This window comes from Streptococcus mitis (genome assembly GCF_000722765.2).
GTDB lineage: Bacteria > Bacillota > Bacilli > Lactobacillales > Streptococcaceae > Streptococcus > Streptococcus mitis_AQ.
The window spans coordinates 1010623-1031145 of the sequence record NZ_CP028415.1; the positions used below are offsets into that span (position 1 = coordinate 1010623).

Here is a 20523-nt window from a genome sequence, read left to right on the forward strand (position 1 = left end):
ATATAATCTACTTATAAGAAAAGAGGTCCCTATGATTAAAAAAATTTTTCCCATTTTAACCATTTTACTAGGTGCTGCTATTTATGCTTTTGGGTTGACTTATTTTGTAGTTCCCCATCATCTCTTTGAAGGAGGGGCGACAGGTATTACCCTCATCACCTTTTATCTTTTTAAAATCCCTATTTCTCTCATGAACCTACTGATTAATATTCCCCTTTTTATACTAGCTTGGAAAATCTTTGGAGCGAAGTCTCTCTATTCTAGTTTGCTAGGAACCTTGGCTTTATCTGCCTGGTTAGCTTTTTTTGAACGTATTCCCCTTCATATTGATCTTCAAGGTGATTTACTAATTACAGCCCTTATAGCGGGAATTCTATTAGGAATTGGTCTTGGAATTATATTTAACGCTGGAGGTACAACCGGTGGAACAGATATTCTAGCTCGTATTCTCAACAAATACACTCATTTGTCCATGGGGAAACTGCTTTTTATCTTAGATTTTTGTATTCTCATGCTCATTCTCCTTATTTTTAAGGATTTAAGATTGGTTACTTACACTCTTCTCTTTACTTTCATTGTATCCCGAGTGATTGATTTGATTGGAGAAGGAGGATACGCAGGTAAAGGATTTATGATTATTACCAAACGTCCTGACCAACTTGCTAAGGCTATTAATGATGACCTAGGAAGAGGTGTTACTTTTATCTCAGGACAAGGCTACTATAGTCAAAAAGATTTGAAAATTATCTACTGTATTGTCGGAAGAAATGAAATTGTGAAAATGAAGGAAATGATTCATCGGATTGACCCTCAAGCCTTTATCACTATCACAGAAGCCCATGAAATCCTTGGTGAAGGCTTCACCTTTGAAAAAGAATAAAAAGAGGTCTTGTAGTGACCTCAAAAGTTAGACTAGATCATCTATCTTTTGGGTTACAGACAACCTCTTTTTTGTTTATTTAGGCTCTTAAGACCAATTCCGAGCGACTTCTTCATCAGCCTTTAACTGATCCACTAATTGGTCAACAGAATCAAATTTTGTCATATCACGAATGCGATCAAGCCAATAAACCATGACGGTTTCCCCATAAATATCTTGATTAAAATCAAAAATATTGACTTCAAAACGTGCTTCTTCTCCATCAAAGGTCACATTTTTCCCGACACTAGCCATAGCACGATACTTCTGTCTTTGAATCTCAACATCAACAACATAAACGCCATCTGCTGGCATATAAGTACGGTCTAAAAGCACTAAATTAGCTGTTGGATAACCAATCGTACGACCACGAGCATTACCATGAACCACCATACCTCTGGATGGAAGCGGTGCCCCCAAAAGTTCTCCTGCTTCTTTCACATTTCCATCTAAAATAGCTTGACGGATACGAGTTGAACTAATCTTTCCTTTCTCATCTTCTACAGGTGGGACAATGATAACTTCTCCATCAAAGTAATCCTTTAAATCTTCTGCTGTTTTTTTGTCAGAACCAAATGTATAATCAAAACCTGCAACAATAATTTTGGCATTCATAGCCTTGATATAAGTCGCAAAAAATTCTTCTGCTGTGAGACTAGCAAATTTGCTACTAAAATCAAGGAGATACAATTCTTCTACACCTTCTCGTTTTAATTTTCTTTCACGTTCAGCAGGGTTCAAAATATGCAAAAACAAATCCGGATGATAAGGCTCTAAAGCAATCTTTGGAGATTCATTAAAGGTCATAACGACGATAGGCAATAAGTCTTTCATCGCAGCCTTGTTGGCAACACGAAACAATTCTTGGTGTCCTTTATGTATACCATCAAAATAACCGAGAACAACGACCGAATCGGATGGTGTGCCAATATCTTTTTGATTTTTTATAGGAATAGTAATAATCATAAAATAATTATATCATAGTGATAGCTATTTCTGGAACAGAAAATCTGAAATGTCGTTTTTTTAACCTAAAGTGTACCATTTTATAAGAATTTTGGTTTTGAAATCAGCATAACGTACAAGAGATTGAGGTAAGAATCTTAAAACCATAAAAACACATCATATCAGCTACCTAAAACTTGATACAATGCGTTTGATTATAAAAAGAGTAACTGAATTTTTAGAATCAATAATTTCTGTAGTGGGTAAAACCACCTTATGAATTATGGAGACTATTTTGTTGTCTTCAAAAAGTCTGAAGACATCAATACAATTCGTTTATTTTATATAAAAAGATCTGCTGGAATATTTTCAAAATGAACTTCCAGTAGTCTTTTCACTTTTTATTAATAAGTTCCTTCTTCACCCTGACTAGTCAAGATTACTGGACCATCCTTAGTAATGACAAATTGGTGTTCATATTGACAAGATAGTCCACCGTCAATGGTTTTATGTGCCCAACCGGTCTTCATATCTGTATCAATTTCCCAGTCACCTGTATTGATCATCGGTTCAATAGTCAAGACCATTCCTTCACGGAGACGAAGCCCACGACCTGCAATACCATAGTTAGGAACCATTGGTTCTTCATGCATAGTTGGGCCAACACCATGACCAACCAAATCACGCACTACACCGTATCCACGACTTTCAGCATATTCTTGAATAGCCGCACCGATATCACCGATACGATTTCCAACAACAGCCTGCTCAATCCCCTTGTACATAGCTTCTTTAGTCACATCCATCAAGTTTTTCACTTCTTCGGACGGTGTACCGACAGCATAAGCCCAACAAGAGTCTGCTAGGCCACCAGAATAGCTCTGGGTGTATTTCTTCATTTGCTCAACATTGTTGAAGTTTAATTTTGAGACATTCAGATCAGACTTAGCAATAGGACCTCCCAAAACCATATCAACTTTGAGCAAATCACCATCTTTCAAGATATAATGACGAGGGAAAGCGTGAGCCACTTCATCATTAAGAGAGCAACATGTAGCATAAGGATAGTCCATCATGGCACCGTCAACCCCAATCTGAAGTGGAAGGAAATTTTCTTCCTTACAACGACGGCGAACGTATTCTTCAACTTCCCACATATCTACGCCAGGCTTAATCAAATCACGCAAGCCAATATGGATACTTGCTAAAAAATCACCTGCCTTATCCATAGCTTCAATTTCACGAGCTGATTTTAATGTTATCATCTTTTCTCCTAGTTTCTAATTAATTTTAACGGTCACATTTGCTTTTGAAACAATCTGATGACCATGATAAATATCATAATCAATAATAGCTGATCGTCTAGTATGATGGATAATGCGTGCTTGAATGCGCAGTATATCATCTATCTGAACAGCCTGCAAAAAGTAGATCAGCATTTGCTCGATGATGAGATTGCGACCACTATTCACAACTAAATCTTGGGTCATATGAGTCAGTATCTCTGCCAATACACCGTTAGCTAAAACTCCATTTTTCTCTAGCATAAAGGGTTCCACTGTAATCACTACTTCATCATGGTGATAAGAAAGTTTTTGACCAATCTGCTCAGAAAAAGTTGGTAGAGCAGAAACTTGGGAACGGCTCATCTTCTCCATGACATCTCGTCGTGTCACAACTCCAAGCAAGGTTTGATTATTCCGAACAACCGGTACCATTTCAAAATCTTCAGCAATCATCCGTTGACTCACATTGGCAATATTTGTCGATAAACCAACCAAAAATAGACTACGAGACATGACTTTATCAATTGTCGTGCTTGGTGATTTATCACCAGCATCTCTCATGGTTACAACTCCCACCACAACCTGGTGTTGATTGATAACCGGGAAACGGCTGCTACGATTCTTACGAACTAAGTCCAAATAATCTTTAACAGTATCAGTCTCTCTCAGAAAACCATATTCATGACTCGGACGATAAAGCTTCTCAACTGTCAAAATATCTGTTTTGATTTGAACATTTGACAAGGCCTTATTAATCATGGTCGCGACAGTGAAAGTGTCATGCTTGCTTCTTAAAACAGGAATTCCTTTTTGATTGGCCAGTTTAAGTACATCATCATGGACCTGAAATCCACCTGTAACTAGAACTGCATTTTCATTTTCCAATGCTAACAATTGAATACGAGTCCGGTCTCCAACAATCAAGAGCCCCCCATCATGAAGATAGGATAAGATGTTTTGTTCGGTCATGGCACCAATAGAAAACTTACTAAATTCTCTCTCTAAACCTTCTTGACCAGCCAGAACCTCAGAAGAAGTCACTTCAGCAATTTCAGCAAAAGTTAATCTCTCTATAGCAACTTTCTGAGATTTAACACGGATAGTACCACTTCTTGGGCGAGTCTCTACAATTCCACGGTTTTCAGCTTCTTTAATAGCCCGATAAGCCGTTCCATCACTGACTCCTAGATGGTTAGAAATGCTTCGAACACTGACTCTTTTACCAACGGGTAATTCCTCCAAATAGCTTAGAATTTCCTGATGCTTACTCATTGAATTCTCCTTTTACATACCGAAATTCAAGATAATCTCGCATTTTTCTTGTGTAACGATCACTTCCCTTAAACTGACGAATCAATCGAAATCCAGACTTAAGAGCAACCCGTTGACTAGCTTCATTTTCAAGGTGGGTAATAATGGATAATTGTTTTAAACCAAATTCCTCAAAAGAAAGTTGGCAAAGTTTTCTTACAACTTCTGTCATAAAACCTTGACACCATACATCTTTTCTCAAAAAATAACCAAGTTCTGCTTCTTTTTTAATTTCATCTAGCTTCTCAAACTTAATTGAACCAATCATTTTTTCAGTTTTCTTGTCACAAATAGCCCATACACCTAAAGGAGCCTTCATAAAATAATTGGCCAGTGCATATTGACTCTCCTCCAGACTAGCTTGACTTGGAAAAATAAATTGTAAATTTTCAGGATTTGAGGCTATCTCATGGAAGTCTTGACTATCACTAAAAAAGAAAGGACGCAAATACAAGCGATCCGTTTCAAAAAAAGAAAACATTGCTAATTTGGTCCAAATATTCATAAACACCTCTACGGTTTAATCCTCAACAAGTGTAATATCCGCTCCTAGATTACGTAATTTTTCAATAATATCTGAATAACCACGTAAGATGAACTCAATATTTGTAATTTCAGTTTTGCCTTCAGCCATTAAACCAGCAATGACAAGTGCGGCCCCAGCTCTAAGGTCAGTAGCTTTTACATTTGCACCACGTAAACTACGTCCACCAGTATATAAAATATGGTCGTTTGTAGTCGTAATATCCGCGTCCATCTTTGCTAGTTCAAAAACATGGTTTACTCGTTTTTCATAAATGGTATCAATAATGGTACCACGCCCCTCTGCTGTTAACAAGAGAGGAGTAATTGGTTGTTGCAAGTCAGTAGCAAAGCCTGGGTAAGGAGCTGTCTTAATATTGATTGCTTTCAAATTAGACTGTTCTTCGACAAAAATACTGTCTTCAGATACAGTCATTCTCACTCCCATTTCTTCCAACTTAGCAATGAATCCTTCTAAGTGTTCATAAAGAACATTATTAATCCGAATTCCCTTACCAACTGCAGCAGCTAAAGAAATATATGTTCCTGCTTCAATACGGTCTGGAATCACCTGATGACGCGTTCCATGTAATCTGTCAACACCATCAATAATGATAATATTGGTTCCAGCACCACGGATATGAGCACCCATATTATTTAAGAGAGTGGCAACATCAATAATTTCAGGTTCTCGGGCTGCATTTTCAATAATAGTACGGCCATTTGCTTTAACCGCAGCAATCATTGTATTAATCGTCGCACCGACACTAACCGTATCCATGTAAATACTTGCACCGTGAAGTCCTGTTTCTTTAGCAGATAACTTCATGTTATCTCCCTCGTAGCTAACAGTTGCTCCCATAGCTTCAAAAGCCTTAAGGTGTAAGTCAATAGGGCGAGGTCCCAAATCACATCCACCAGGTAAACCAACAGTAGCTTCCCCAAAGCGACCTAAAAGACTTCCATAAAAATAATAAGATGCACGAAGACTATTGATTTTCCCATAAGGCATTGGAATATTCTGAACACCTCTTGGATCAATCTCTAACACATCATCATATCTCTTAACAGTAGCACCCATTAATTCCATAATTTCGACAAGACTAGCAACATCGGAAATATCTGGCACACAATCCAAAGTCACAACATCATCTGCCAAGATAATAGCTGGAATCAAAGCTACAACACTATTTTTTGCACCACTAATGGTAATCTCACCTTGCAGGGGCAAGCCACCATTGATAACAATTTTTCTCATTTTAAATTTTTAATACTCTTTCAAAATTTCTAAAAAGGTCCTACGTTAAAGTATATCATAAATTCACCCTTTTTTCCATCATTTTCAATTATATTAGCTGAATCGTATTTGTTGGTAGCTGTGCTTTCTTAAAAAGTTTTGCCCCTTTTTTGCCCCCTAAATACAAAAACAGCCCTTCGGATAAAATCCGAGGGGCTAGAAACGTTGTTAAATCAACGGCCGAACTTTTGAATTTCAAGGTTCGGAATAAAATAGTTCACTGAACTATTTTATTTTTTCAAGTTGTAGAATGATTTCAATCCACGGTATTCAGCTACTTCACCAAGTTGGTCTTCGATGCGAAGCAATTGGTTGTATTTAGCGATACGGTCTGTACGTGAAAGTGAACCAGTCTTGATTTGTCCTGCATTAGTTGCAACTGCGATGTCAGCGATTGTTGAATCTTCAGTTTCACCTGAACGGTGTGATACAACGGCAGTGTAACCAGCTTCTTTCGCCATTTCGATAGCGTCGAATGTTTCAGTAAGAGTACCGATTTGGTTAACTTTGATAAGGATTGAGTTAGCAGCACCTTCTGCAATACCTTTTTCAAGGTAAGAAGTGTTTGTTACGAAGAAGTCGTCACCAACCAATTGAACTTTACCACCAAGACGTTCAGTAAGAGCTTTCCAACCGTCCCAGTCATTTTCATCCATACCATCTTCGATAGTGATGATTGGGTATTTGTTTACCAATTCTTCAAGGTAGTCGATTTGTTCTGCAGCAGTACGTACAGCTGCTCCTTCACCTTCGAATTTAGTGTAGTCGTAAACTTTACGTTCTTTATCGTAAAATTCTGATGAAGCACAGTCAAATCCGATAAACACATCTTTACCAGGAACATATCCAGCAGCTTCGATAGCAGCAAGGATAGTTTCAACTCCGTCTTCAGTTCCTTCAAAACGAGGAGCAAATCCACCTTCGTCACCTACGGCTGTTTCAAGACCACGAGATTTAAGGATTTTCTTAAGAGCGTGGAAGATTTCAGCACCCCAACGAAGAGCTTCTTTGAATGATGGTGCACCAGCAGGTACGATCATGAACTCTTGGAAAGCGATTGGAGCGTCAGAGTGAGAACCACCGTTGATGATGTTCATCATTGGAGTTGGAAGAACTTTAGTGTTGAATCCACCAAGGTAGCTGTAAAGTGGGATTTCAAGGTAGTCAGCAGCAGCGCGAGCTACAGCGATAGACACACCAAGGATTGCGTTTGCACCCAATTTACCTTTGTTAGGAGTACCGTCAAGTGCGATCATAGCACGGTCGATAGCTTGTTGGTCACGTACATCGTAGCCGATGATTGCTTCAGCAATGATGTTGTTTACGTTGTCAACAGCTTTTTGTGTACCAAGACCACCGTAACGAGATTTGTCACCGTCGCGAAGTTCAACTGCTTCGTGTTCACCAGTAGAAGCTCCTGATGGAACCATACCACGTCCGAAAGCACCTGATTCAGTGTAAACTTCTACTTCAAGTGTTGGGTTACCGCGTGAGTCTAGGACTTCGCGAGCGTAAACATCAGTAATAATTGACATTTTTTACTCTCCTTATGAGTTAAATTTTTTACACCTCTATAATACCTTAAAACCCCTCCTTTTTCAAGAAAAAACGTTATCTTTGTGCAAATTTTCCTTAACTTTATAAAGTAATCGCTTTCTTTTGTCTGTTTTATTCTAACTTTTATGATATACTGTTTTCATGACAGATTTATCAAAACAATTACTTGAAAAAGCTCATGGTGGGCCAAAATTAAATCCGGATGAGCAAAGACGCTATCTTGGTACCTTTGAGGAAAGAGTTCTTGGATATGCGGATATTGACACAGCAAATAGTCCTCAGTTAGAAAAAGGCTTTTTATCTATTTTAGAAAACCTTCAGGAAAAAGCAGAGCCACTATTTGTAAAGATTTCACCAACTATCGAATTTGACAAGCAAGTTTTCTACTTAAAAGAAGCAAAAGAAACTGATAGTCAAGCTACCATTGTATCTGAAGAGCATACTTCTTCTCCTTTTGGTCTGATTATCCATACCAATGCACCAGTTCAAGTAGAAGAAAAGGATCTTCGACTTGCTTTTGCAAAACTTTGGGAAGGTAAAAAGGAAGAACCAGCCAAAACATCTATCTGGAAGAAATGGTTTGGCTAAATCTTGCGCATATTTAATAAGTGCCCGATATTGGTAGCCGTGTGCTCCAGATAGAGACTAGCATTTTTCAAACTATCTTCTAAAGGTTCGCTTTTCTCTAAAATAGAAAAGGCAGCTTGGATATTTTCAAATGGTAGGGAAGGTAAATCTTCAGCAAGACTACCACAAATAGCAATGACAGGAACTCCGACAGGGGTTCTTTTTGCAACACCAATAGGCGCTTTACCTGATAAGCTTTGACGATCTAGCCTTCCTTCTCCTACAACAACCAAGTCAGCATCTGCAACTTTCTTATCAAAATCAATCAAATCTAAACAGGTATCAATTCCCGACACGATATTTGCCTGAGTAAAGGCACACAAACCGCCAGCAATGCCTCCACCAGCTCCTGCTCCTTTAATTTCCAATGTTACAGGTGAGGCTTTTTCATAAAAATCTTGAATTGCCTGATCTACGACTGCAAACATAGTAGGATCAAGGCATTTTTGCTTGCCAAACGTGTAGGTTGCACCTTGATGTCCACATAAGGGACTCACGACATCTGCTAAAATACGAATTTGAACATCTTCAGGAATTTCATAGCGATTTTCTGTTGAAACAGAAGCTAAGTTCAATAAAGACTGACCGCAAGTGGGCAAGACATTTCCATCTGTATCATAAAATTGATAACCCAAACCAGCAGCAATCCCAATACCGCCATCATTACTGGCCGTTCCACCAACGCCGATATAGATATCTTTAATCCCTTGAGCAATGAGATGGCGAATCAACTCTCCAATCCCACAAGTTTGGATTTGAAGTGGATTTCGTTTCTCTAGCGGAATTTTTCCAAGGCCAACCAAGTCGGCAACTTCAAAGAGTGCCAGTTCCCCTTTTTGAAAATAGCGTATGGTTTCTTTTTGTCCAAAAGGTCCTGTAACTTGAATCCATTTTTCTTCTAGGTCAAGAGAATGTCGAATGGAATCTACTGTACCTTCGCCACCATCACCAACAGGGCAGAGGACACATTCTACATCTGCTATCGACTGTTGGAAGCCTCTTTTTATTGCTTCAGCTACCTGTTGAGCGGACAAGCTTTCCTTAAATGAATCTGGTGCAATTACAATCTTCATATTTTCCCCTCATTCTAAACAGTCAATCAAAGGAAGTACTTCTAAAAAATCCCTCTTGTCAACATGATGTGGTATTTCTTTTTTGAGCACTTCTTTTGCACAAAAGGCAATTCCTAGTCCTGCTGACTTCAACATTAATAGATCATTGGCCCCGTCACCGATTGCAATCGTTCTTTCTTTAGGAAGTTTGAGTTTTTCTCTCCATTGTTCCAGAGTCTCTTTTTTAACCTGAGGACTGATAATTTGTCCAACTAATTTCCCTGCTAGAAAGCCACCTTTGACTTCAAGTTGGTTGGCAGAGAAATAGGCAATACCAAGGGATTTTGCTAATCTCTCAACTATTGGAGTAAATCCACCAGACACCAGACCAACTAGGATGCCATTCTTTTGGAGAATAGAGATAAATTTCTGGGCATTTGGCGTTAGATGAATAGACTTGAAGACTTTATCAAAGACCGAAATAGGAAGACCTTCCAAGAAGGAAACTCTATCTCGTAAACTTCTTTCAAAGTTCAACTCTCCTCGCATTGCCCGACTTGTAATCTGCGAAATTTCCTCCTCACGACCTGCCTCTCTACCCAAAAGATCAATCACTTCTTCTAGGATTAAGGTTCCATCAACATCCATGACACACAAACCTTTTACTTGAGACATCAGTTCTCCTCTCTAAACAGCCCAAAAATCGTATGAAGTCATCATACGATTTTATCTATTAATTAACTAAACTATGGTACAAGTCAAGATATGACTTGCAGGCTGTATCCCATGAGAAATCACACTCCATAGCTTGTTTTTGTAGATTTCTCCAAACATCAGGATGGTTTCTATACAAGTCCAAAGCTGTTTGGAAAGTCCAATTCAACCAGTAAGGAGATAGATTGTCAAAGCTAAAGCCAGTACCGCTTCCCTCGATTGGATTGAAAGCGCGAACAGTATCTCGCAAGCCACCAACTTCATGGACCAATGGCAAGGTTCCATAACGCATCGCCATCATTTGAGACAAACCACACGGTTCAAAACGACTTGGCATGAGGAAGAGGTCACAGGCAGCGTAGATTTCTTGAGCTAGTTTGATATCAAAAGTGATATTTGCTGATAGCTTGTCTGGGTAAATTTGAGCAAACCATGAGAAAGCTCCTTCAAAGGCTGGATCACCAGTTCCTAAAAGAACAATCTGAACATCATTTTGCAAGATCTGATGCAGACTTTCGACCACCACATCAAAACCTTTTTGACGTGTCAAACGAGAAACAATTCCCACCAGAGGAACGTCAGATCTAACTGGCAATCCAACTCTCTCTTGTAATTTTGCTTTATTGTGGGCTTTTCCAGACAAATCTTCCTGATTAAAATGATAGTCTAAAAGAGCATCCGTCTGAGGATTATACAGGTCAGCATCAATCCCATTCACGATACCAGAAACTTTACCAGATTCCATTCGAAGAATCTGATCCAAGTTACATCCGAACTGACTGGTCATAATTTCATGAGCATAGCTAGGTGAAACGGTTGACACACGATCCGCATAGAGAATACCTGCCTTCATCCAGTTCAGACAGTTGTTCCAGCGAAGGGTACCATCAGCATAACGTTCAAAGCCAACTCCAAACAAATCCCATAACATTCCTTCTGAAAATTGTCCTTGAAATTCCAAATTATGAATGGTTAAAACAGTTTTTATTCCTTGATAGGCCTGAATCCAACGGTATTTTTCCTTCAACAAGAAAGGAATCATAGCTGTATGGTAGTCATGAACATGGAGAAGGTCAGGAATAAAGTCAATCCTTTCCATAGCCTCAATGGCAGCCAGTTGGAAGAAAGCAAAGCGTTCTCCATCGTCAAAATCACCGTAAACATGACCACGGAAGAAATAATATTGGTTGTCAATAAAGTAGAAGGTCACACCGTTTAAGACTGTTTTCTTAATTCCACAGTACTGTCTGCGCCAACCAACACTCACCTCAAAATGAAGAACATCTTCAATCTGATTTCCAAATTTAGCCTCTACCATGTCATAGTAGGGTAAAATTACTGCAACTTCATGTCCAGCTTTTACCAGTGATTTGGGAAGAGCGCCAATGACGTCTCCCAAACCACCTGTTTTTGAAAAGGGTGCACCCTCAGCTGCTACAAATAAAATTTTCATGAATGAATATCCTCTGTTACTTTAGCACCTTTTTTAACGACGACTGGATGTTCTGCAGTTCCACGGATTACAACTCCATCAGCAACTTCAACGCCCTTGTCCAAGATAGCATATTCTACCTGAGCTCCTTCTCCAATAACAACACGAGGGAATAAGATGCTATCTTTAACCAAGCTATCCTTATGGACATGAATATTACGTGATAAAACAGAATCAGCCACTTGACCTTCAATGATACTACCAGAAGCAAACTGAGAAGTACTTACCTTAGATGTATTACCATAATAAGTTGGCTCTTCGTTTTTGACCTTGGTATAAATCTTTTGATTTGGTGAGAAGAGAGAGTAGAATTTTTGAGATTCAAGCATATCTTTATTAGCTTGGTAATAAGATTCTACAGAATGAATATTTGCCAGATAACCTGTGTATTCGTAGGCAAAAGCTCCTTCTTTGGCCGCCAAATCACGTAAAACATAGCGCAATTTCTCTGGATGTTCTTTCTTGGCTTCTTCTTCCAAGCGTTCAATTAACCAAGGTGTATCAACGACAAAGATATCTGTAGACATATTGTAAACTTCATCCGATGATTTGCTGTCAAAAAGTTTATGAGAACGGACATGGTCTGTTTCATCCACTTCCAAGATTGCATTTACTTCTGAAATATCTTTCTTAGGAAGTTTCTTATAAACTACAGTGATTGGCCCTTTTGTTGTAGTGTGTAGGTGGAATACTTGATTCAGATCAATATTAATCAAAATATCACAGTTAAGAGAAACTGTTTGGTTTGATCCAGAACGTTTCAAATAAGTAAGAAGCTGATGGTAGTATTCTTTTCCAACGGTACTACTTTCCACACGGGTATTGTAAATACCTAGATAGTAATGGCTAAGAAGAGTTGACAATCCCCACTCACGACCAGAACGGATATGGTCAAAGACTGAGCTAATATTATCTTGTTGGAAAATACCGAAAATACTACGAACACCTGCATTAGCAAGACTTGAAAGCGGGAAGTCAATCAAGCGATATTTACCACCAAATGGCAAACTAGCTACTGGACGGTGGTCTGTCAGTGTTGACATATCATGAAAACCAACTGTGTTTCCTAAAATGGCAGAATATTTATCAATCTTCATCTGTTGCTACCCCCACTACTTCATCATATCCTACAACTTGTACTTCTTCTGTTCCATCAATTTCGACACCATCAGAAATAACTGCACCTTCACCAATAATGGCACGTTTGATTTTAGCTCCTTGACCAACAATTGCACCACTCATGATAACTGAATCTACTACTTCTGCTCCTTCGCGAACTTGCGCTCCTGTTGAAAGGATAGAGTGTTTAACCGTTCCATCAACAAAACATCCGTCTACAACTAATGAGTCTTCCACATCAGCATTGGCACCAAGGTAGTTTGGTGGCGAAATCAAGTTTCTTGAGTAAATCTTCCATTGACGGTTACGGCTATCCAAGGCATTTTCTGGTGAAATGTACTCCATGTTCGCTTCCCAAAGAGACTCAATCGTACCGACGTCTTTCCAGTAACCATTAAATTCGTAGGCATAGACACTTTCACCTGACTCAAGGTAATTTGGAATGACATTTTTACCGAAGTCTGACATATCGACATTGCTCTTTTCAGCAGCAACAAGCATATTGCGAAGACGTTGCCAATCAAAGATGTAAATCCCCATAGAGGCTTTGGTAGATTTAGGTTGGGCTGGTTTCTCTTCAAATTCTACAATACGATTGTTAGCATCTGTGTTCATGATGCCAAAACGGCTAGCTTCTTTAAGAGGAACATCAAGAACTGCTACTGTCAAACTAGCATTATTATCCTTGTGAGACTGGAGCATAGCATCATAGTCCATCTTATAGATATGGTCACCAGATAGAATCAAAACATACTCAGGATTGACACTATCGATATAGTCGATATTTTGATAAATAGCGTGACTAGTTCCTTCAAACCAACGATTTCCTTCACTTGCAGAATAAGGTTGAAGGATAGAGACACCAGAATTAATCCCATCTAGACCCCAACTTGAACCATTCCCGATATGATTGTTGAGAGCAAGTGGTTGATACTGGGTGATGACTCCAACATTGTGAATCCCTGAGTTAGCACAGTTTGAGAGAGCAAAGTCAATAATACGGTAGCGCCCACCAAATTGCACAGCTGGTTTTGCGATGCTTTGAGTGAGTTTACCGAGACGAGTTCCTTGCCCACCAGCAAGAATCAAAGCTAACATTTCATTCTTCATTTTCTACTCCTTTTTGGTTTTTACTTGTGACAGTTTTATCAGATTTCAAGCGACGCTTGATTTTCCATACACTAGCTCCCATAGCCGGTAGGGTAAAGGTCAAGGTCTGCTCATAATCTTTCCATAGCCCTTCTTGCGTTTGAACAGTTTGATTGTGTTCTTTCCAGACACCGCCCCACTCTTCTAACTCAGTATTCCAGACTTCTTCATAAATCCCTGCAACAGGAAGGCCGATTGTAAAATCTTTTCGTTCAACAGGTGCCATATTAAAGACACAGACTAACATATCGCCCTTTTTCCCCTTACGGATGAAGGACAGAACACTCTGGTCTCGATTATCCGCATCGATGATTTCAATACCATCATAGCTGGTATCAATTTCCCACAGACAGCGGTGGTCTTTGTAAAACTGGTTTAGCTGAGAAGTGAAATACTTCATCTTGGCATTCATTGGGTCTTCTAGATTAGACCATTCCAACTGTTCTTCAGATTTCCATTCTAGGAATTGCCCATATTCACTACCCATGAAGAGCAATTTTTTACCTGGGTGACAAATTTGGTAAGTGTAGATATTGCGCAAGCCTGCGAATTGATTATAACGATCTCCCCACATCTTGTGCATCATACTCTTCTTGCCATGAACCACTTCATCGTGCGAGAATGGTAGGAGATAGTTCTCCTTGAAGACATACATAAAGCTGAAAGTCACCAGGTTAAAGTCATATTTACGATAAATCGGATCTTCTTCATAGAAACGGAGGATATCATTCATCCATCCCATATTCCATTTGTAGTCAAACCCAAGACCATCTGAATCCTTGGTGTCAGTAATCTGAGTAGCTGATGAACTTTCCTCAGCTATCATCATCACATCTGGATGAGCTTGTTTAATGACATCATTCAAACGTTTTAAGAAATAATAGCCTTCGTAGTTTAGATTGCCACCATCCTTGTTAGGTGTCCATGGAGCATCATCGTAGTCAAGATAGAGCATGTTGCTAACTGCATCCACGCGAATACCATCTAGATGGTAAAAGTCAATCCAAAACTTAATACTAGAAATCAAGAAGGACTGGACTTCATTCTTTCCAAGGTCAAAATTGAGTGCTCCCCAACCATAGTTATGAGCCTTATTATGGTCCTGATACTCAAAAGTCGGTGTCCCATCATAATAGGCCAAGGCATCATCATTAATGGTGAAGTGACCAGGTACCCAGTCCACAATAACTCCAATATTGTTTAAGTGACATTCCTCAACAAAATCTTGAAACTCTTCAGGACGACCATAGGCATGCTCTAGAGCAAAGTAACCCATAAGCTGATAGCCCCAACTCAAACCTAGTGGGTGAGACATCAAAGGCATAAACTCAATGTGAGTATAGTTCATCTCAACCAAGTAAGGAATGAGTTCATCTTTCAATTGAGCAAAACTATAGGGACTACCGTCTGGATTTCTCTTCCAAGAACCAGCATGAGCCTCGTAAATATTGACAGGACGCTCTTCAAAGCTCAAGCGTTTTCTACGAGCTAACCATAGACCATCCTTCCATTTTTTCTCTGGAATCTCTGTTAAAATCGCTCCAGTCCCAGGTCGTGCCTCATACCTTACAGCCAAAGGATCAATCTTCATCAGCTGATGACCATTTGCACGTGTAATATGATACTTATAAATTTGGCCTTCTTGAGCAAGACTAGTAAAGACTTCCCAGACTCCAAATTCATTTCGTTCCATTGGAATTTGATTTTCAACCCAATTGGTGAAATCCCCTACCAAGTGAACTGCCTGAGCATTGGGTGCCCAAACTCGGAAAGTATAGCCAGACTCACTATCTTTTTCTTCCCTATGCGCTCCCAGATAATGCTGGAGATGAAAATTCTCACCTGTCATAAAAGTTTCTAAAGCTTTTTTCTTATCCATACACCCTCCTATTTCTGTAAGCGTTTTCTATAGATTTATTATACTACCTTTTTAGAGAAGATTCAAGTGAATTACTATATTTTGTAAAAATTCTTTTGAAAGTCTTCAACAAATTAACTGATGTGTTCACTTGTAAAACAAGGAATTTTCAGAAAAGCCATTAAAGCGAATTCTTTTTTTATAATACTATCATAAAGTTCGTAATTTTACTAATAAAAGACGTGATTTTAAGTAAAAAACAAACCAGGAAATGAATTTCCTGATTTTATTAACAGATAAAGCACCACAAATGAATGTAAATTGTAAATCTATTCTACAAAACTTTAAAGACGCTGGCACTGACGCCACCAACCATGTCTTTATCACTTAAATGGCTATTGGTCACCAACAGTTCCAGATTTCCAGCATTTTCAAACTGGAAGTCTTGACCTTTAGCATTAAAGACGACCAATAGATGTTCTTCCCCATGAATTTCAAAGACAATCCAACCACTATGTTCGTGTGATGAATGAACAAAGACATGATGGTAAATTTCTTCAAAAGTAGGGTAAGAAAAGGCACTGGTTTCTGTCTTCAATCGAATCATCTGACGGATAAAGTCAATACTGTCTTGACGCTCATTAATCAAATCCCAGTTAACTTGATTCACACTGTCAGGAGCATTATAGCTATTCATAGCACGCTCTCTATCATCATGGGTCAACTCACCATTTTCACCAGTCGCAACCAGTTTGGTACGACCAAATTCTTGACCGATTTCCATAAAGGCCATCCCCTGCATGAGTAGATTCATGGCTGTGGCAGTTTCGACCTTACGCATGATTTGCTCGGAACTTTGGTCTGGATGAAGGGTTGCCAACAAATCGTGAAGATTGTAATTGTCATGGGCTTCTACATAGTTAAGCACCTGATTTGGATGTGTATAGGTACCTAATTCACGACTGCCTAGAATTGCTTTGGCTAGAATTGGCTCTGCAGCAGCACCGCTGACAAAACCTGACTTGATAGCACCATATACTTCTCCACCTTTGATAGCATCACGCTGATTGTCATTAAAGAAACCGATATTTGGCATCTGGTAGGCATTGTCTTTCTTGGCCTTATCATAAGGTGCAAGACCTGTTCCCATATCCCAACCTTCTCCATAAAGGATAATGTTAGGATCAATTTCATCCAAACTCTGACGAATCATCTGCATAGTCTTGACATCATGAATCCCCATCAAATCAAAACGGAAGCCGTCAATATTGTATTCCTGTACCCAGTATAGAAGAGAATCAATCATATACTTGCGGAACATTTCGTGTTCACTGGCTGTTTCATTTCCAACCCCCGTTCCATTCTGGAAGGTACCGTCTGAATTCATACGATAATAGTAATCAGGGACTGTTGTTTGGAAAGGTGCATCAACAACTGAGAAAGTATGGTTATAGACCACATCCATAATGACACCAATGCCCGCATTGTGATAAGCTTGAACCATGGTCTTCAAGTCGCGAATGACCTGAGCTGGATCATCTGGATTAGTTGAAAGGCTCGTTTCTGGTGCGTTATAGTTTTGTGGGTCATAACCCCAGTTGTAGGTTACATTTCCATCCTCATCGTATTCTTTATGACGGTCTGCAATTGGTTGCAACTGAACATAATTGTAGCCCAGCTTCTTAATGTAATCAAAAGCGGTTGACTGACCAAACTGGTTAACCGTTCCAGTCTGAGCAGCACCCAAGAAAGTTCCTCGAAGATCTTCATCCACACCCGAGGTCGGTGATTTGGTCAAATCACGAATGTGCATTTCACAGATAACTGCCTTACATGGATTTTCCAAACGCCAAGTAGCCTCAGAACCGTGCTTGACCTCAAAATGTTCAACTTGCTTTTCTTCATGACTCAGGATAGCTGAACGTTTGCCATCAGGACTGGTCGCAATTGTGTATGGGTCGCGTGTCAGTGTTTGGTGGTGAGGAAATTGGACTTGATACTGATAAGCCTTACCAGTCAAATCTTCCTCAACATCCAAACTCCAGACACCAATTGTATTGTCTTTATGATTATAAGAGTAGCTATTGCCTCTCTTCATCTCAAAAGTTTTCCAAACAGGAGCATCATTAGCAGCTGATTCATAAATGACAACCTGCACTTCTGTCGCTGTTGGAGCCCAGAGAGCAAAATGAGCTTGATTATCCTCTACACGGCACCCCAATTCCCCTTGGTAACCCCAATGATGGTCAAAACTGGCACTGTTAATAGCCTTATCAAAGGCAAAAGGATTTTGATTTTTATAGAAAGGACTGGCAATAGCAGGATTTTCAGAATAATAAATTCTGTCATCCCCTTCCAAAATCCATACCTCTGTTAAAAGAGGATAATGATTAAAACGGATAGCATATTCTTTACTGGTTTGACCTGTATGAACCACAAAATTCAAGCTTTCTAGGGCGTGAGCACTTGGGTGTTCAAAACTAAATAAGGCACCAAAATAATCTTCTTTGTAGGTCAGCAAATCAATCCGCTGGTCCTGACTCTTTACAAAAGAGCAAGTATCGTATTCTCCATTCTTGCGATGGTAATGAATGCGCATAGGGTAATTAAACATTTTTTATTTTTCCTTTTTACTTCTTAATTTGTTTATATTTGACTAATATCTGTTTTTAAACGATCATTACAAACTTTCTAGCCAAGCTTCGTCTCGAACCTCGATGCCAAGTTCTTGTGCTTTTTGCAGTTTGCTTCCAGCATCTGCACCTGCCACGACGAGGTCGGTCTTTTTAGAAACACTGCCTGTCACTTTGGCCCCCAGACTTTCGAGTTTACTTTTAGCTTCTGAGCGCTTGAGAAGTTCCAATTTCCCAGTCAATACAACTGTCAAACCTGACAAGGCTGCATCCGCTACTACTGTCTGACCTTTATAGTTCAAATTGACCCCAGCTTCTCTCAATTCTCTGAGGAGAATTTCAGAGCCTTCTGTAGCAAAGTAAGTCTGAAGACTCTTGGCAATCACACCACCCAGACTCTCAATACTAGCCACTTCCTCTGGATCTGCCTGAGCCAGATTTTCGATTGAATGAAAATGTTGAAGTAACAACTGACTGGCCTTGCTTCCGACATGACGAATTCCCAAACCAAACAAGAGTTTCTCGGCAGAATTTTCCTTAGATGCTTGGATAGCCTGATACAGTTTAGAAGCAGACTTTTCCTTGACCCCCTCTAAAAGTAGGAAATCCTCTTCTTGCAAACGATAAATATCCGCCACATCCTTGACTAGATTTGCAGCAAAAAGCTTCTCAACAATAGATGGACCAAGGCCTGTAATATTCATAGCATCACGAGAAGCAAAATGAATCAAACCTTCCATGATTTGAGCAGGGCAACGCGGATTGATACAACGCAGGGCCACTTCATCTTCAAAGTGCAACAAGCCAGAGTCACAACTTGGACAGTTTGTAGGGATATCTAGTTTTTCTTCAGAAACCCGTTTGGACTCTACCACACGTAAAACGGCAGGGATGATATCACCAGCCTTATAGACGATAACCGTATCGTCTTTACGGATATCTTTTTCAGCAATATAATCCACATTGTGTAGGGTTGCACGGCTAACAGTTGTTCCAGCTAGTTGTACTGGTGTTAGATTTGCAGTTGGCGTGACAACTCCAGTACGACCTACTGTCCAATCAACTGATAAGAGTTTAGCTTCTTTTTCCTCAGCAGGAAACTTGTAGGCCACTGCCCACTTTGGAGCCTTAACGGTAAAACCAAGTTCTTCTTGGCTTGCTAGGTCATTGACCTTGATTACCACTCCATCTATATCATAAGGCAGATTCTCCCGTTCCTGTCCTACTTCTTGGATAAAATTCCAGATTTCATCTATGTTTTCTGCCAAGATTCGCTTAGGATTAACCACAAAACCTAGTTGTTCAAGGTGCTTCAACACCTTTTCTTGACTATCTCGAGTTGAAGGGCTGGCTTCTTGATAGAGAAACGTTGCAAGATTGCGCTTGGCAACTACTGCTGTATCCAACTGACGTAAGGTTCCTGCTGCCGCATTACGAGGATTGGCAAATTCAGGCTCTCCATTTTCTTGGCGAGCTTGGTTAACCTGGTCAAAAGAAGCGCGTGGCATGTAACATTCCCCACGAACTGTGATATCTAGTTCTTCTGGCAAGGTCAAAGGAATGTCCTTAACACGCTTGAGGTTTTCCGTGATATTCTCCCCAACAGAACCGTCTCCACGTGTTGCACCAACAACTAAAATCCCCTTTTCATAAGTAAGCGAGATAGACAAGCCATCGATTTTCAGCTCACAAATATAGGTCGGATGAGCCACTTCCTTACGAACACGCGCATCAAAAGCTTCAAGCTCCTCACGTGAAAAAGCATCCTGCAAACTATAAAGAGGATACTGATGACTGTATTTTTCAAAACCATCTAAAACCTTGCCACCAACACGATGGGTAGGACTGTCTGCTAGCACTTGATCTGGATAGGCAGTTTCTAACTCAACCAACTCTCGGTAAAGTCGATCATACTCACTGTCTGAAACCGAGGGATTATCGCTGGTATAGTACTCAGTCGCATAGCGATTGAGCAAGGCGACCAACTCATTCATTCTTTTATTCATAAAACTATTTTACCATAAATTAAGCCCTTCTCACAA

The 20523-nt window shown here is 39.6% G+C and carries 16 protein-coding genes; 2 read left to right on the forward strand and 14 right to left on the reverse strand.

The annotated features are described in order from the left end of the window. Positions 1-31: 31 nt before the first annotated feature. Positions 32-880, forward strand: a complete 849-nt coding sequence (locus SK637_RS05305) for a YitT family protein (RefSeq protein WP_033688850.1) — start codon at positions 32-34, stop codon at positions 878-880. Between the two features lie 87 nt (positions 881-967). On the opposite strand, the gene SK637_RS05310 is transcribed toward SK637_RS05305, so the two are convergent. From SK637_RS05310 to eno, 6 genes are all read right to left on the reverse strand, one after another. Continuing rightward, a complete protein-coding gene (locus SK637_RS05310) occupies positions 968-1885 on the reverse strand; it encodes a bifunctional riboflavin kinase/FAD synthetase (RefSeq protein ID WP_000587430.1) in 918 nt (305 codons plus the stop codon). Positions 1886-2268: 383 nt separating this feature from the next. Continuing rightward, positions 2269-3129, reverse strand: coding sequence for a methionyl aminopeptidase (locus tag SK637_RS05315; protein WP_000631543.1), 861 nt, complete (start codon positions 3127-3129; stop codon positions 2269-2271). Positions 3130-3144: 15 nt separating this feature from the next. Beyond that, positions 3145-4422 (reverse strand): CBS-HotDog domain-containing transcription factor SpxR, encoded by a 1278-nt coding sequence (spxR, locus tag SK637_RS05320; protein WP_023942527.1) that lies wholly within the window; start codon positions 4420-4422, stop codon positions 3145-3147. Then, entirely contained in the window at positions 4415-4966 is a 552-nt protein-coding gene (locus tag SK637_RS05325) for a GNAT family N-acetyltransferase (protein ID WP_033688851.1), read from the reverse strand. Before SK637_RS05325 ends, spxR begins: the two co-directional genes overlap by 8 nt. A gap of 15 nt (positions 4967-4981) precedes the next feature. Continuing rightward, positions 4982-6241, reverse strand: coding sequence for a UDP-N-acetylglucosamine 1-carboxyvinyltransferase (locus SK637_RS05330; RefSeq protein WP_001227097.1), 1260 nt, complete (start codon positions 6239-6241; stop codon positions 4982-4984). Between the two features lie 269 nt (positions 6242-6510). Further along, complete coding sequence (eno, locus tag SK637_RS05335) at positions 6511-7815, reverse strand: surface-displayed alpha-enolase (protein WP_000022821.1); 1305 nt, start codon at positions 7813-7815, stop codon at positions 6511-6513. A gap of 163 nt (positions 7816-7978) precedes the next feature. On the opposite strand from eno, the gene SK637_RS05340 reads away from it, so the two are divergent. Then, entirely contained in the window at positions 7979-8425 is a 447-nt protein-coding gene (locus SK637_RS05340) for a DUF1694 domain-containing protein (protein ID WP_033688852.1), read from the forward strand. Here SK637_RS05340 and SK637_RS05345 read toward each other — a convergent pair. The 8 genes from SK637_RS05345 to ligA all read right to left on the reverse strand — a co-directional run bounded on the left by SK637_RS05345 (position 8422) and on the right by ligA (position 20487). Further along, positions 8422-9537, reverse strand: coding sequence for a glycerate kinase (locus SK637_RS05345; RefSeq protein ID WP_033688853.1), 1116 nt, complete (start codon positions 9535-9537; stop codon positions 8422-8424). The genes SK637_RS05340 and SK637_RS05345 overlap by 4 nt on opposite strands. Positions 9538-9546: 9 nt before the next feature. Continuing rightward, entirely contained in the window at positions 9547-10191 is a 645-nt protein-coding gene (gene serB / locus SK637_RS05350) for a phosphoserine phosphatase SerB (protein WP_033688854.1), read from the reverse strand. Between the two features lie 58 nt (positions 10192-10249). Beyond that, the gene (glgA, locus tag SK637_RS05355) at positions 10250-11683 is read right to left on the reverse strand and encodes a glycogen synthase GlgA (protein ID WP_033688855.1); all 1434 of its coding nucleotides are present in this window, start codon (positions 11681-11683) and stop codon (positions 10250-10252) included. Beyond that, positions 11680-12819, reverse strand: coding sequence for a glucose-1-phosphate adenylyltransferase subunit GlgD (gene glgD / locus SK637_RS05360; protein ID WP_033688856.1), 1140 nt, complete (start codon positions 12817-12819; stop codon positions 11680-11682). Before glgD ends, glgA begins: the two co-directional genes overlap by 4 nt. Next, positions 12809-13951: a glucose-1-phosphate adenylyltransferase gene (locus SK637_RS05365; protein ID WP_033688857.1), complete on the reverse strand. Its 1143-nt coding sequence runs from the start codon at positions 13949-13951 to the stop codon at positions 12809-12811. Before SK637_RS05365 ends, glgD begins: the two co-directional genes overlap by 11 nt. Continuing rightward, positions 13941-15869 carry a 1,4-alpha-glucan branching protein GlgB gene (gene glgB, locus SK637_RS05370; RefSeq protein WP_033688858.1) on the reverse strand — a complete coding sequence of 643 codons (1929 nt, stop codon included), beginning with the start codon at positions 15867-15869 and terminating at the stop codon, positions 13941-13943. The genes SK637_RS05365 and glgB overlap by 11 nt, the downstream gene beginning before the upstream one ends. A gap of 313 nt (positions 15870-16182) precedes the next feature. Next, the gene (pulA, locus tag SK637_RS05375; RefSeq protein WP_033688859.1) at positions 16183-18462 is read right to left on the reverse strand and encodes a type I pullulanase; all 2280 of its coding nucleotides are present in this window, start codon (positions 18460-18462) and stop codon (positions 16183-16185) included. Between the two features lie 66 nt (positions 18463-18528). Further along, positions 18529-20487, reverse strand: a complete 1959-nt coding sequence (gene ligA, locus SK637_RS05380) for an NAD-dependent DNA ligase LigA (protein WP_033688860.1) — start codon at positions 20485-20487, stop codon at positions 18529-18531. Positions 20488-20523 lie beyond the last annotated feature (36 nt).

Bases quoted from the DNA above. Each gene is read 5' to 3' on its own strand.
- SK637_RS05345 (WP_033688853.1), bottom strand. From the start codon at position 9,537: ATGAAGATTGTAATTGCACCAGATTCATTTAAGGAAAGCTTGTCCGCT.
- SK637_RS05340 (WP_033688852.1), top strand. From the start codon at position 7,979: ATGACAGATTTATCAAAACAATTACTTGAAAAAGCTCATGGTGGGCCA.
- pulA (WP_033688859.1), bottom strand. From the start codon at position 18,462: ATGTTTAATTACCCTATGCGCATTCATTACCATCGCAAGAATGGAGAA.
- glgA (WP_033688855.1), bottom strand. From the start codon at position 11,683: ATGAAAATTTTATTTGTAGCAGCTGAGGGTGCACCCTTTTCAAAAACA.
- serB (WP_033688854.1), bottom strand. From the start codon at position 10,191: ATGTCTCAAGTAAAAGGTTTGTGTGTCATGGATGTTGATGGAACCTTA.
- eno (WP_000022821.1), bottom strand. From the start codon at position 7,815: ATGTCAATTATTACTGATGTTTACGCTCGCGAAGTCCTAGACTCACGC.
- glgD (WP_033688856.1), bottom strand. From the start codon at position 12,819: ATGAAGATTGATAAATATTCTGCCATTTTAGGAAACACAGTTGGTTTT.
- SK637_RS05325 (WP_033688851.1), bottom strand. From the start codon at position 4,966: ATGAATATTTGGACCAAATTAGCAATGTTTTCTTTTTTTGAAACGGAT.
- SK637_RS05305 (WP_033688850.1), top strand. From the start codon at position 32: ATGATTAAAAAAATTTTTCCCATTTTAACCATTTTACTAGGTGCTGCT.
- ligA (WP_033688860.1), bottom strand. From the start codon at position 20,487: ATGAATAAAAGAATGAATGAGTTGGTCGCCTTGCTCAATCGCTATGCG.
- SK637_RS05330 (WP_001227097.1), bottom strand. From the start codon at position 6,241: ATGAGAAAAATTGTTATCAATGGTGGCTTGCCCCTGCAAGGTGAGATT.
- SK637_RS05310 (WP_000587430.1), bottom strand. From the start codon at position 1,885: ATGATTATTACTATTCCTATAAAAAATCAAAAAGATATTGGCACACCA.
- SK637_RS05365 (WP_033688857.1), bottom strand. From the start codon at position 13,951: ATGAAGAATGAAATGTTAGCTTTGATTCTTGCTGGTGGGCAAGGAACT.
- glgB (WP_033688858.1), bottom strand. From the start codon at position 15,869: ATGGATAAGAAAAAAGCTTTAGAAACTTTTATGACAGGTGAGAATTTT.
- SK637_RS05315 (WP_000631543.1), bottom strand. From the start codon at position 3,129: ATGATAACATTAAAATCAGCTCGTGAAATTGAAGCTATGGATAAGGCA.
- spxR (WP_023942527.1), bottom strand. From the start codon at position 4,422: ATGAGTAAGCATCAGGAAATTCTAAGCTATTTGGAGGAATTACCCGTT.